Genomic DNA, 12,815 nt, shown 5'->3' with positions numbered 1-12,815 from the left:
TCATGGCCGGTCCTCCGTGCCGGCCGCCTCGAGCCCGGCCTTGAGGTCGTCCGGCAGCGCCGCGGCCGGCGCGTGGCGCGAGAGCTGCAGCGCCCGCACATAGGCGACGATCGCCCAGCGGTCGGCCGGCATGACGCGCGCGGCGTAGGAATACATGACGCCGTAGCCGTCGGTGATGACGTCGTAGATGTGGCGGTCGGAGACCCGGCGCAGCGTCTCGCTGTGGAAGCTCGGCGGCGCGGGGAAGCCGCGCCGGACGATCATGCCGTCGCCGTCGCCGGTGCGGCTGTGGCATGGGGCGCAGTAGATCTCGAAGCGCTGGCGGCCGCGCTCGAGCAGCGCCCGCGTCACCGGCTGCGGCACGCTGTCGGGCACCGGCGCGAGGTCGGCGTCGCGCGCCACGGTGCCGGCCACCGGCCGCCGCGCCGACATGCCGTCGGCGAAGGTCTCGGCCGGCTCGAGCGGCTCGTAGCGCGGCATGTCGGCCATCTCCTGCTCGCCGCAGGCGGAAAGCAGCGGCGCGACGGCGAGCGCCAGCAGCGCGCGGTATCTCACGGCGCGACCTCCTCGACATGCTCGGCGCCGAGCGCGGCGAGCAGCGCCTGCGTCTCCTCGGCGCGGAAGCGCGGGTCGGCGGCCTCGACGAGCAGGAAGAAGCCGCCGCCGGCGGCGTGCGAGAAGGTGCGCGCGTTGAACACGGGATGGTGGTATTCCGGCAGCCGGTTGCCGACGAGCATGCCGAAGAAGGTGGCGAGCGCGGCGCCCAGGATGCCGCCCTCGAAGGCGAGCACCAGATAGGCCGGCCAGGCGTTGAGCGCGCGGCCGCCGACATTGATCGGATAGTCGATCACCACCGAATAGAGGATCAGCGCGTAGGTGGCCGCCGCGCCGAGGAGGCCGCCGGCGAGCGCCGCCCATTGCAGCCGCGTGCCGCGCATGCCGAGCGCGGCCGCCAGGCCGGGCACGGGGAAGGGGGAGAAGGCGTCGATCCGGCGATAGCCGCGCTCGCGCAGCCGCCGCGCCGCCTCGCTCAGCGCCTCGGGCCCGGAGAAGCGGGCGAGCAGGCCGTAGCGGCTCATCGCGTCCCCTCCTGCGCCTGCCGCCTCTCGTGCGCCAGCTCGCCGACCTCGAAGATGGTGATCGCCGGCAGCACGCGCACGAACAGGAAGACGAGCGCCAGGAAGGTGCCGAGCGAGCCGAAGAAGATGCCGAAGTCGAGCCAGGTCAGCGACTGGTCGTTCCACGCCGCCGGCAGGTAGCCGCGGCTCGGCCCGCTGACCACGATGACGTAGCGCTCGAGCCACATGCCGACATTGATGGCGAGCGCGATGACGAACAGCGCCGGCATCGAGCGGCGCACGCGGCGCCACCACAGCGCCTGCAGCACCACCGCGTTGCAGACGATCATCGCCCAGAACATCCAGGCATACGGGCCGACGACGCGGCTCCACATCATGCGCCGCTCGTAGCTCTCGCCCGAATACCAGGCGAAGAAGGCCTCCGAGACGTAGCCGTAGGTGACGATCATGCCGGCCGCGATCATGATCTTGGCGGCGTTGTCCATGTGGCGCACCGTGATCAGGTCCTCGACCGAGAAGGCGCGGCGCAGCGGGATGGCGATGGTCACCACCATGGCGAAGCCGGAATAGAGCGCACCGGCGACGAAGTAGGGCGGGAAGATGGTCGAGTGGTAGCCCGGCACCATGGCGTAGGCGAAGTCGATCGACACGATCGAGTGCACCGAGACGACGAGCGGCGCGGCGAGCGCGGCGAGCATGTAGTAGCTCGATTCGAAGCGTGCCCAGTGGAACGCCGAGCCGCGCCAGCCGAGCGCCAGGATGCCGTAGAGGAGCTGCCGGCCGCGGCTGCGCGCGCGGTCGCGCAGCACCGCCAGGTCGGGCAGCAGCCCCATGTACCAGAACAGCAGCGAGACGACGCCGTAGGTGGCGATCGCGGCGAAGTCCCAGACCAGCGGGCTGCGCCACTGCGGCCAGTGCATGTGCGTGTTGGGCAGCGGCAGCAGCCAGTAGAAGTACCACGGCCGGCCGAGATGCAGGATCGGGTAGAGGCCGGCCATGGCGACGGCGAACAGCGTCATCGCCTCGGCGAAGCGGTTGATCGAGGCGCGCCAGGGCTGGCGCAGCAGAAGCAGCACGGCCGAGATCAGCGTGCCGGCGTGGCCGATGCCGATCCACCACACGAAGCTGGAGATCATCGTGCCCCAGGCGACCGGGATGTTGATGCCGTAGGCGCCGACGCCGACCGAGACCAGATAGGTGATCGAATACAGGAACACGAGCACCAGCACGAACAGGCCGAAGAAGGCGAGCCAGAAGCCGCGCGGCAGCGCGCCCCGGAGCACGATGGCGCCGATCCGCTCGCTGATCTCCGGCAGGTCGTGCCGGCCGACCATGACCGGCGGGCGCGCCGGCTCGCGTTCCCCGTCCGGCCGGGCGGTCTCAGCCATGGCCGCCGTCGCCTTCTCCGGTCTCGGCAAGGCGCGGGTTGGGGTTGCGCAGCCGGCCGAGATAGGTGGTGCGCGGCCGCGTGTTGAGATGCGCCAGCAGCGCGTAGTCGAGCGGCGAGTCCTTCTCCGCCACCACCGCGGCCTGCGGGTCGTTGAGGTCGCCGAAGGTGATCGCCTGCGTCGGACAGGCCTGCTGGCAGGCGGTCACCACCGCGCCGTCGGCGATCTCGCGCTCGTCGATCTTGGCGTCGATGCGCGCGGCGCTGATGCGCTGCACGCAGTAGGTGCATTTCTCCATCACGCCGCGCGAGCGCACGCTGACGTCGGGGTTGCGCATCGCCTGCTGCGGCCCCGCCTCGCCGGGGTCGAAGGGCTGGTAGTCGAGAAAGTTGAAGCGCCGCACCTTGTACGGGCAGTTCTGCGAGCAGTAGCGCGTGCCGATGCAGCGGTTGTAGACCTGCGCGTTGAGCCCGTCATGGGTGTGCACGGTGGCGTTGACCGGGCAGACCGGCTCGCACGGCGCCTTCTCGCAATGCATGCACGGCACCGGCTGGAACAGGGTCAGCGGGTCGTCCGGCTCGCCGGCGTAGTAGCGGTCGATGCGCAGCCAGTGCATCTCGTGGCCGCGGGCGCTTTCCTGCGGGCCGACGGTGGCGATGGTGTTCTCCGACTGGCAGGCGGCGACGCAGGCCATGCAGCCGATGCAGGCCGTCTGGTCGATCGCCATGCCCCAGGCCTGGTGCGGGTACTCCCATTCCGGATAGAGCGATTCGTCGGGCGGCGGCGGCTCGCCGGCGTGCATCACCTCGGGGTCGTCGCGGAAGGCGGCGAGCGTGGCGTGGCGCACCACGTCGCGGTCCTCCATCGCCTGGTGGTGCTGCGTGGTGATGAGGCGGCCGGTCTGCCCGAGCGGCGTCACCTCGGCGCCGCGCGCCATCCAGGGCGCGGCCGTCCGGCGCAGCCGGAAGGCGTCGTAGCCGGCGGCCAGCGCCGCCACCGCACCGGCGTGCGAGCGGCCGTGGCCGAGCGTCAGCGTCACCGTCTCGTCCGGCTGGCCGGGCGTCGTCCAGACCGGCGCCTCGATCCGCCGGCCGCCCTCGGCGATGGCGATCATCTGGCCGTTGTCGACGCCGAGCCGTGCTGCGGTCGCCGGCGACAGCAGCGCCGCGTTGCCCCACACCAGCTTGGTCAGCGGCTGCGGCAGCTCCTGCAGCCAGGCCGAGTTGGCGTTGCGCCCGTCGCGCAGGAACGGGTCGGCGCGAAAGCGCAGCGTCAGGCCGCCGCCGGCCGCGGGGGCCGGCCTGCCGCCGACGTCGGGCAGGCGCGCGGCCGGCGGCGCGACGGCCGCGGCCGCGGTGTCGGGCAGCACGCCGGCCTTGAGTGCGGCCTGCCAGGCCGGCTCGTCGCGGTCGGCCCATGTCGCGCGGACCAGCGCGCGCGGCCCGCTCTCGAAGTCGCCGGCCAGCGCGGCGAGGATCTCGTGCTGCGTGCGGCCGTCAAACAGCGGCCGGATCAGCGGCTGCACCGGCGAGGCGGTGCCGTCATAGGCGCGCAGGTCGCTCCAGCTTTCCAGCGGATGGGCGGCCGGCACGTGCCAGTCGGCGTGCCGCGCCGTCTCGTCGACATGCAGGCCGCTGTGCACGACGAGGTCGACGGCCGCGAGCGCGGCCGGCACGTCGAGGTCGGCCGGCGCGGTGTGGACGGGATTGGTGTCGAGCACGAATGCCGCGTCGAACGCGCCGGCCTCGGCCGCGGCGCAGAAATCGGCCAGCTCGCCGTCGGCCTCGAGCGCATCGGGCGGTGCGATGTAGGCGACGGTGCGGCCGGTCGCGCCGAGCCTGGCGTTGAGCGCCAGCGCCGCCGCGTGCACGGCCGGCGTCTGGTGCGGGCCGGCCATCGCCAGCGCCCGGTCGCCGGCCTGACGCAGGTCGTCGGCCAGCACCGCGAGCCAGTCCGGCGCGACCGGCAGCCCGTCGGGTGCCGCGCCGCCGTCGACCAGCGCGAGCAGGCCGCGGGCGACCGCCGCCACGCCGTCCGGCGGCACCGCCTTGCGATGGTCGGCCGCCGCGCCGGTGATCGTCGGCGTCGATTCCACCGCGTAGAGCCGGTTCATGGCGTCGCCGGGCCGGCGCACCCGGCGGCCGGCGGCGAAGGCGCGGGCATGGGCGAGGCGGCCCGGCCCCTCGCCGAGCACGTCGTCGTCGAGGCTGAGCAGCGTGCTCGCCCGCTCGAGCCGGGGGACCGGCACCAGCGCGCGGCCGCTCGCCGCTTCGAGCGCGGCGCCCGGCGCCGACGTGCCGAGCGGGTCGTGCACGAAGACGCGCAGGCCGGGCAGGGCCTGCCGCAGACCGGCGATCTGCGCCTTGGCGGTCGGCGAGGTGGTCGGCTCGACGATGAGCGCCAGCCCGCGGCGCGTGCCGGCCGCACGCTGTCGCCGGAGATCGGCCACGGCGGCGAGGAAGGCGGCGTAGCCGGCGGGCCGGCCCTGGTGAAGCGGCGTGCGCGAGCGCTCGGGGTCGAACAGCGCCAGCACCGCCGCCTGCATCACCGCGTCGGTGGCGCCGCGCGAGGCGGGGTGGTCGGGGTTGCCCTCCACCTTGGTCGGCCGGCCCTCGTGGCTTTCGACCAGCGCGCCGATGCCGTAGCCGTCGCTCGGCAGTGTGGTGGCGAAGAAGCGCGGCCGGCCGGGCACCACGTTCTCCGGCTGCCGGACATAGGGCACGATCTGCTCGGCCTCGCCGCACGCCGTCAGCCCGGCCATGGCGAGCGAGGCGCCCATCAGCTTGAGCAGCGTGCGCCGGTCGAGCGTCGCGCCGGCCCGGTCGGCGAGTGCGGGAAAGGCCGTCTCGACGGCCCGCGCCGCCGTGTCGGCGTCGAGCTCGTCGAGGCTGCGCCAGGGCCGGCCGTCGCGGCCGGCTTGGCCGAGGGCGGCGAGCGCGGCGCGGCGGGCGGAGCGGTCAGCGGTGGCAGACATAGCAGTCGGTCATGGTCTCCGGATCGATGTCGAGCTCTTGCATCAGCGCCGCGCGCACGGCGTGGATGTCGTCGGGCGGCGTCCAGTCGGTGCGGAACACCGCGTCGGGCGGCCGCAGGTTGGGCGCCGGGTCGCGGTGGCATTCGAGGCACCAGCCCATGGTCAGCGGCTTGGCCTGCCAGGTCAGCGGCATCTCCTCGACCGGGCCGTGGCAGGTGACGCAGCCGACGCCCTTGTCGACGTGGATGGCGTGGTTGAAATAGGTGAAGTCGGGCAGGCTGTTGACGCGCTGCCAGCGCAGCGGCTCGCCGCTCGCCAGGCTGGCGCGCACCGGGGCGAGCGCCTCGGCCTCGGTCCACAGCTGCGAATGGCAGGTCATGCACACCTCGGTGGCCGGCAGCCCGGCGAAGGCGGAGGTCTCGACCGCATCGTGGCAGTAGCGGCAGTCGAGGCCGAGGCCGTCGACATGGTGCTGGTGGCTGAAGGGCACCGGCTGGGCGAGCGCCCGCCCGCTGCCCGTGGCGAAGTCGGAGCGCGGCAGCATGACCGACACGGCGAGCACGGCGAGGACGAGAACCGGCGCCCCCCACACCAAGAGCCGCGCGATCCCGTTCGCCCTGGCACGAAAGAGCTGCGGCATTCTCCTTCCAACGTCGGTTCGGGTGGATGCTGCTCGAGCCTAACGGCCTCGCCGCCGGCCGGTTCCCGCATTCACGAAGAAGTTGCAGAGGGTGCGCGCGGGCCGCGCCAGCCGCTGCGTCCGCCGCTGGCGGTTTAACCTGTTTAACCCCGCAGCGATGCCCCGTTAAACGGCCGCGTCGTAGGCATGACACGTGCGGGAGCCCGCGACCGACGGGCCCGGTCCGCATCCTCGGTGTGCAGGAGAATGGGGCGATGAATGCACGGTTCAACATCAGTGAGAGGTTCGAGTACATCGTTCCGGTCGAGATTTATGTCGACCTGGTCTTTCCCGGCGTGCTCACCTCTGCCATAGGAAAGGCGCGTTGCCTGTTGAAGGGCATCTCCGCCAACACCGCGCTCATCCACGCCGGCTGCCTGTCGACGCTGCCGGACGATTTCTATATCCAGTTCCCGCATGACGAGGACGGCCTGCTGGCCTGTTTCGTCAAGTCGCGCGACGGCGACACGCTGTTCTGCGAGTTCCGCAGGACGCTCACGCGCCAGGAGGTCGAGGCGCTCGTGACGCAGAGCCAGATCCGTTCGGTGCTGGACGCGCTGTGGCGCCGCCAGGACCAGGACGTGACGGACGGCGAGACCGGCGAGGCCGAGCGTCGCGACGGCAGCGAGCCGTCGGCCGCGCTGATGTGGAGTTGCTGGGCGGCGGTGCGGCGCGTGTTCGATCTCGGGAAGTAGGATTCAGTGGCATTCACCGACAACGGCGGACCGGACGCCGAGGCCGCGCTCGACGTTCTCGTCATCGAGGACGACGCCGACATCTGCAAGGTGATCCGGCGCGGCTGGCCCGTGCCGGGCGACGCGCTGCGCTTCGCCTCGAGCTACGGCCAGTCGATCCACCTGGTGCACGGCCCGGAGCTGGCGACCTTCGACTGCGTCGTCATCGACCTCCACCTGCCCGACGGCGACGGCCTGAGCATCCTGCGCACGATCCGCAAGACGACGGACGTGCCGATCGTGCTGATCTCCGGCAGCGGCACGGCCGACAGCCGCGCCGAAGCCTTCGACATCGGCGCCGACGACTACGTGATGAAACCGTTCTCGGTGCGCGAGTTGCAGGCCAGGGTCTCGCGCCTGGTCAGCGTCCGCCGCGGCGCGCAGCGGACCGTCGACCCGGACGTCTACCGCATCGGCGACCTCGTCTGCCACGTGACGCACCGCTACATGGAGCACGCCGGCGAGCGCATCGACCTCACCGACGCCGAGACCCGCCTGTTGCGCGTGCTGTGCGAGAAGCGGCCCTATGCCTGCGCCAAGACCTTTCTCTACAAGACCGTCTTCTTCCGCCCCTACAATCCCGGTGACAAGACGCTCGATGTCTATATCAGCCGGTTGCGCAAGAAGATCCGCGCTCTCGGCCTCGATGCCGAGGACCTGATCCAGACGGCCAGGGGCACCGGCTACCGCGCGATCGATCCGTAAAGCGTTTCCAGGCAATGTGGAAACCGGTGCGCCGTTCGCAAGCGCGTCAAGACAAGAACTCGGAGCCAAGCTGCAGACGGGCTGGTCGTGGCGCATGCGCGCGACGCCGCGCGCGGCCACCCCACCGCAGCATCGGGCGCGCCGACGGCGGGCGCGCGCCGCCGCCGGAGTGTCAGGCGTCGCCGCGCCAATGCGCGAGGAACGCCCGCAGGCCGTCGCCGTCGAGCGGTTGCGAGACCAGATAGCCCTGCACCGCGTCGCATCCGATCTCCTGCAGCACGGTGAGATCGGGCGGGTTCTCCACGCCCTCGGCCGTCACCGAGGCGTCGAGCTGATGCGCCATGGCGACGATCGACGAGAGGATCACCCGGCGCTGCCGCGAACCCGCGCAGCCCTGCACGAGGGACCGGTCGATCTTGATCTCCTGGAAGGGAAACCGCGACAGCCGCTGGAAGTTCGACTGTCCGGTGCCGAAATCGTCGATCGAGAAGCGGGCGCCGGCGAGCGCGAGCTTGTGCAGCGCGTGGACCGAGGCGGCCGACAGGCTGTCGGCCTGCTGCTCGGTGATCTCGATCGTGAGCCGGTTCGCCGGCGCGGCGCGCAACCGCGCGCACACCGCCGCGAAGGTCTCCGTCAGCGTGCCGATGTCGGCGTTGATCGAGGCGTCGAGGGGCGTTCGCGCCACCAGGTCGAGTGCCGTGTCGACGTTCCAGGCAAGCAGGCGCTGCTTCTGGGCGCCGCTGAGCGCGTCGATGAACTGCTGGATGCCGGGGCCGCCCGCGTTCGCGCGCATCCGCGACAGGATCTCGACGGAACGCACCTCGCCCGAGGCGAGCGTCAGCTGCGGCTGCATGACGGCGACCAGCGATCCGCGCGCGACCGCCTCGTCGACGTCGACGGTGTCGGCGGCGAGCGGCGCGTCGCCGGCGCCGTCGGGCCCCAGCGCCTTGAGCAGCGTCGCCCCGTCGAACGGCTTTTTCAGCATGCCGTCGATGCGCAGGCCGAGCGTGGCGCCGTAGTTGCGCGCCGCCTGCAGGCCGTGCAGGTCTCCGCTCATCAGCAAGAGCCGGCATGGCACGGCGCGCGCGGCGATGCTGTCGAGCACGTCGATCGCGTCGCGCGCGCCGATATGCACGTCGACCAGCACCGCATCGCCCGGCGCCAGTGCCTGCGAGGCGACGAATTCCTCGACGGTGTCATAGAAGACCGTGCGCAGCCTGCGCCTGCGCACGGCGAGCCGCACGAACAGCAGCTCCTCGGCGATGTCGTCTATGACATGGATGGTTCGCGTCTCGGTCAATGTTCTTCTCCGAAGGGACCCCGGAGCCGCAGATATCGTTCTGGAGAGGGCGGATGATGGTTCGGGAATCACGGTAAACGTGGCGCGTATGGAAGGTGAAAAAGAGTAAAAGGCGCGACTTATTCTTTGACCGCGACCCCGCCTTCCAACATAACCATCCTGCGAACGAGGCTGCGAAGCCGTGCCGGCACGATGGCTGCCGGGGAGGAGGCACGATGGCGCAAGGGGGCTTGGGAGACGGCGGTGGTGTCGGCCGGTCGAAGCGGGTCGCGGGCACGGCTCGCGGCTTCGGCGCCGGCGCGGCCGCCGCCCGACGCAAGGGTGCGCGATGAGCGGGGCGCGGCGCTTCCTGCGCGACCGGCGGGCACAGGCGGGCGTCGACTACTCGCTGCTCGCAGCTCTCCTGGCGCTGCTGCTGCTCGGTGCCTTCGGACCGCTGGCCGCCCGCATCGAGGCGGCCTATGCGGATCTGCGGCAGGACTTCGTGGCGGCAACCGGCGCCCTGCAGGCGGCGTCCTCTGCGGCCTGCGCAGGGCCGGGCGCTGCCGCGCACGACGCCCGCAATGCCGCCTCCGGCGCCGGCGCCGCGCGCTGCCCGGGGCGCTGACGGCCGCCACGGCCGCGCCGGCGCGCGCGGCCTTTCGATGCGGTAGCGATCATGATACCACGCGGCGGGTAGCGGCCGGAATGCCAGCCGCGAGGGTTCACCCGCGGTTTGGCAGGCCGTTCATCGCGAGCGGTGTGCCATGAGTTCCAAAGCGCTGGGCAGGACGGAGGCGGAGCTCAAGGCGCTGTTTGCCGCGCTGCGGCAGATCGACGAGCGCCTCGCGGCGCGGCTGCGTGAGGAAGCCGCGTCGGGCGGCGGCGAGACCGCGCGCCTGCTGCGCGAGAGCCGCGCCGGCATCGGCCGTGCGGAGCAACTGACGCGCACCTTCGCCGCCCAGCGCGACGCGATCGCCGATTCCCTGCCCACCAACATCGCGCTGCTCGACGCCGAGGGCGACATCGTCGAGGTCAACAGCGCCTGGCGCGCGTTCTTCGAAGCCAATGGCGGGCGCCACTATGACCATTTCGTCGGCGAGAACTACAAGGACGTCTGCCGCCGCGCGGTCGCCCGTGGCAGCCGCGATGCGGAGCGCGCGCTCGACGGCATCGACCGCGTGCTCGGCGGACGCGCCGACCATTTCGCGATGCATTACGCGTGCTTCTCGCCCTCGGAGGAACGCTGGTTCGAGATGACGGTCGCCCCGCTTCGCATCGACGGAATCGGCGGAGCGGTGGTGTCGCACCGCAACGTGACCGAAAGCCACCTGGCCAACCGCCGGGCGCGCGACCTGCAGGAGCGTCTGCTGCGGCTCGTCGAGAAGGCCAGCATCGGCATTCTCGTGCATGCCGGCTTCGAGCCGCTGCTCGTCAACGCCGAGCTCGTCTCGATCTTCGGCTATCGCTCGGAAGCCGATCTCATGGCCCTGCGCGACGTGCGCCTGCTGTTCGACCCCAAGGACGTGCCGCGCCTCGAACGCTTTGCGCGCGATCGCGTCCTCGGCGGCGACGCGCCTGAGGTCTACACGGCGCGCGCGCGGCGTCGCGACGGGCGTGCGATCATGATCGAGAACCGCGCCTTCACGATCCCCTGGGGCGACCGCCTGGCGATCTGCGCCATGGTCACCGACGTCACCGAGCGGCTGGAGAGCGAGGAGCGCACCCGCCAGTCGCAGCGTCTGCAGGCGCTCGGCCAGCTCACCGGCGGCATCGCCCACGATTTCAACAACCTGCTGACGGTCATCCTGGGCAGCGCCGACGTGCTGACCGGCGAGCTGGCCGACGACGGCGAGCTGCTCGAGCTGGCGCGCATGGTCGGCGCCGCGGCCGAGCGCGGCGCAGATCTGACGCGCCGCTTGCTGACGTTCGGCGGCCGCCAGCAGTTGCAGCCGAGCGCCATCGACGTGGCCGAGCACGTCACGACCATGGAACCGCTGCTTCGCCGCAGCCTCGGCGAGCTCGTCGAGATCGAGATCGGCGGCGCGACGGCGCGCTGGCCGGCGTTCGTCGACGCCTCGCAGCTCGAGATCGCCGTCCTCAACCTGTGCATCAACGCGCGCGACGCCATGCCGCGCGGCGGCCGGATCACCATCGAGACCGACAGCACGGTGGTCGAGCCCGTTGCGGCGGGTGAAGACGGCCTGGTCGCGCCGGGCGACTATGTGGTGGTGCGCGTGCGCGACACCGGCACGGGCATGTCGCCGGAGGTGGCCTCGCGGGCCTTCGAGCCGTTCTTCACCACCAAGGAGCCGGGCAAGGGCACCGGGCTCGGGCTCAGCATGGTGTTCGGCTTCGCCCAGCAGTCGGGCGGGCGGGCCCGCATCCGCTCGCAGCTCGGCGCCGGCACCACCGTCGAGATGCTGTTGCCGCGCGCCTGCGACGCGCCGCGCCCGGCGCTGCCGAGCGACCGCGAGGTGCTGGCCACGCGCGACGGCAACCGCACCGTGATGGTGGTCGAGGACGACGACCTCGTCCGCCAGCAGGCCGAGCACATCCTGTCGTCGCTCGGCTATGCCACGCTGACGGCGCGCACCGCGCACGAGGCACTCGCCGCGATCGAGGGCGGGCGGCCGGTCGACCTGTTGTTCACCGACATGGTGCTGCCGGGCGATGTCGGCGGCATCGAGCTGGCGGCACGGGCAAAGCGGCTCCGGCCCGACCTGCCGGTGCTCTTCACGACCGGCTACGCCGACGCCTCGGAGATCGCCAGGGGCCTCGGCGACGGCGAGGTGCAGGTGCTGCGCAAGCCCTACCGGCGGATCGACCTCGCCCGCCTGGTCCATGCCCTGCTCGAGGAATAGCCCGCGCCGCGTGCGGTGCACGCGCTCCGCGCCCCCGACGGCCGGTTTCGCAGTTCGGATCTGATGGAAAAAGTGGCTCCCCGGGCCGGATTCGAACCAGCGACCAACCGGTTAACAGCCGGTTGCTCTACCGCTGAGCTACCGGGGAATGCCTGCTCGCGTGAACGCGGCTGCCTATAGCAAAGGCCGATCCGTTTTGCAAAGAAGCTTTGCCGAAAAATCGACGCCGGTGGCTCGCAATCGCGCTGCCGGGTTCCGATCTAGGGCGTGGTGCCGCCGGGTGACGTCGCGGGCAGGGGGCGGGATCGGTCGCGAGGGCGCGATGGCGCCGCGCAACCGCCGGGTGCCTTGCCGCGTCGTCGTCCGGGTCGTGGCGCCGCAGGCCGGCTGCGGCTGTCGGAGACGGTCGCGGCCCGTCGAAGGACGTGCCGCACGGGATGCGAGGCCGGGCGCCGCGCGCAACGAGCAAGGAGTGGCGAGGCAATGGATGCCCGCAACCGCGAGACAGACCGGGACGCGCCGGAGGCCGCGCCGCCGCGGCCCGGCGGGCCGCGCGTCAGCCTGATGGGGCGCGACGTGACGATGCCGCGGGCGCGCTGGGCGCGCGTCGCGCTCGGCGTGCTTCTGGTGCTGTTCGGGCTGCTCGGCTTCCTGCCCGTGCTCGGCTTCTGGATGATGCCGCTCGGCCTTCTGGTGCTGTCCTACGAGTTCGCGCTGTTCCGCCGGCTGCGCCGCCGGCTGGCGATCTGGTGGGGCCGGCGCGGCAATGGCGGCAGCAAGCGCGCCGGCAACGGCGATGCGCGGGCCGCGCCCGGCCCGGAGCGCCGCCCGCCGGAGGGTCCGCGCTCCGGCTGACGGCGGATGCGCGCCCGGGGCGCGGCGGTTTCCCTCCTTGACGCTCCATGCCCGGCACCATATGGAAACGGCGTCGACGCCCGCGAGCATGGCCTCGTGGCGGAGTGGTTACGCAGAGGACTGCAAATCCTTGCACCCCGGTTCGATTCCGGGCGAGGCCTCCATTCCTCGCGGTCGTCGACGGCCTCCGGTCATCCGCCTCGCCCCGGCCGGCGGGCGCGCGGCCCGGGGCGCGACGGGCCAAGGAGGGCGGACGAG

At 72.1% G+C, this 12,815-nt stretch carries 11 protein-coding genes and 2 tRNA genes; 6 read left to right on the top strand and 7 right to left on the bottom strand.

The annotated features are described in order from the left end of the window. From N1F89_RS01290 to N1F89_RS01270, 5 genes are read right to left on the bottom strand one after another with little or no spacing between them, the layout of a single operon-like run. Complete coding sequence (locus tag N1F89_RS01290) at positions 1 to 555, bottom strand: cytochrome c (protein WP_290080691.1); 555 nt, start codon at positions 553 to 555, stop codon at positions 1 to 3. Continuing rightward, positions 552 to 1,079, bottom strand: a complete 528-nt coding sequence (locus N1F89_RS01285; RefSeq protein ID WP_290080689.1) for a DUF3341 domain-containing protein — start codon at positions 1,077 to 1,079, stop codon at positions 552 to 554. The genes N1F89_RS01290 and N1F89_RS01285 overlap by 4 nt, the downstream gene beginning before the upstream one ends. Beyond that, positions 1,076 to 2,467: an NrfD/PsrC family molybdoenzyme membrane anchor subunit gene (gene nrfD / locus N1F89_RS01280; RefSeq protein WP_290080686.1), complete on the bottom strand. Its 1,392-nt coding sequence runs from the start codon at positions 2,465 to 2,467 to the stop codon at positions 1,076 to 1,078. The genes N1F89_RS01285 and nrfD overlap by 4 nt, the downstream gene beginning before the upstream one ends. Beyond that, complete coding sequence (locus N1F89_RS01275) at positions 2,460 to 5,441, bottom strand: Fe-S-cluster-containing hydrogenase (protein ID WP_290080684.1); 2,982 nt, start codon at positions 5,439 to 5,441, stop codon at positions 2,460 to 2,462. The genes nrfD and N1F89_RS01275 overlap by 8 nt, the downstream gene beginning before the upstream one ends. Further along, complete coding sequence (locus tag N1F89_RS01270) at positions 5,425 to 6,081, bottom strand: cytochrome c3 family protein (RefSeq protein WP_290080683.1); 657 nt, start codon at positions 6,079 to 6,081, stop codon at positions 5,425 to 5,427. The genes N1F89_RS01275 and N1F89_RS01270 overlap by 17 nt, the downstream gene beginning before the upstream one ends. Before the next feature lie 254 nt (positions 6,082 to 6,335). Here N1F89_RS01270 and N1F89_RS01265 point away from each other — a divergent pair, with 254 nt between their 5' ends. Then, complete coding sequence (locus N1F89_RS01265; protein ID WP_290080680.1) at positions 6,336 to 6,815, top strand: hypothetical protein; 480 nt, start codon at positions 6,336 to 6,338, stop codon at positions 6,813 to 6,815. Between the two features lie 6 nt (positions 6,816 to 6,821). Beyond that, positions 6,822 to 7,559, top strand: a complete 738-nt coding sequence (locus N1F89_RS01260; protein WP_290080678.1) for a response regulator transcription factor — start codon at positions 6,822 to 6,824, stop codon at positions 7,557 to 7,559. 172 nt (positions 7,560 to 7,731) lie between these two features. On the opposite strand, the gene N1F89_RS01255 is transcribed toward N1F89_RS01260, so the two are convergent. After that, positions 7,732 to 8,859, bottom strand: coding sequence for an EAL domain-containing protein (locus N1F89_RS01255; RefSeq protein WP_290080677.1), 1,128 nt, complete (start codon positions 8,857 to 8,859; stop codon positions 7,732 to 7,734). A 328-nt stretch (positions 8,860 to 9,187) separates the two neighbouring features. On the opposite strand from N1F89_RS01255, the gene N1F89_RS01250 reads away from it, so the two are divergent. Together N1F89_RS01250 and N1F89_RS01245 are read left to right on the top strand one after the other, a co-directional pair. Next, on the top strand, positions 9,188 to 9,466 hold the full coding sequence (locus N1F89_RS01250) for a hypothetical protein (protein ID WP_290080676.1): 279 nt from the start codon (positions 9,188 to 9,190) through the stop codon (positions 9,464 to 9,466). Positions 9,467 to 9,605: 139 nt separating this feature from the next. After that, entirely contained in the window at positions 9,606 to 11,702 is a 2,097-nt protein-coding gene (locus N1F89_RS01245) for an ATP-binding protein (protein WP_290080674.1), read from the top strand. A 73-nt stretch (positions 11,703 to 11,775) separates the two neighbouring features. On the opposite strand, the gene N1F89_RS01240 is transcribed toward N1F89_RS01245, so the two are convergent. Further along, a tRNA-Asn gene (locus tag N1F89_RS01240) sits at positions 11,776 to 11,850 on the bottom strand. A gap of 416 nt (positions 11,851 to 12,266) precedes the next feature. Here N1F89_RS01240 and N1F89_RS01235 point away from each other — a divergent pair. Beyond that, the gene (locus tag N1F89_RS01235) at positions 12,267 to 12,557 is read left to right on the top strand and encodes a hypothetical protein (RefSeq protein ID WP_290080715.1); all 291 of its coding nucleotides are present in this window, start codon (positions 12,267 to 12,269) and stop codon (positions 12,555 to 12,557) included. A gap of 90 nt (positions 12,558 to 12,647) precedes the next feature. Next, positions 12,648 to 12,721, top strand: a tRNA-Cys gene (locus N1F89_RS01230). Positions 12,722 to 12,815: the final 94 nt, after the last annotated feature.

It is taken from the genome of Aquibium sp. A9E412 (genome assembly GCF_030398335.1).
In the GTDB taxonomy this organism is placed as follows: domain Bacteria; phylum Pseudomonadota; class Alphaproteobacteria; order Rhizobiales; family Rhizobiaceae; genus A9E412.
This window is presented reverse-complemented; position numbering and strand designations above follow the sequence as displayed.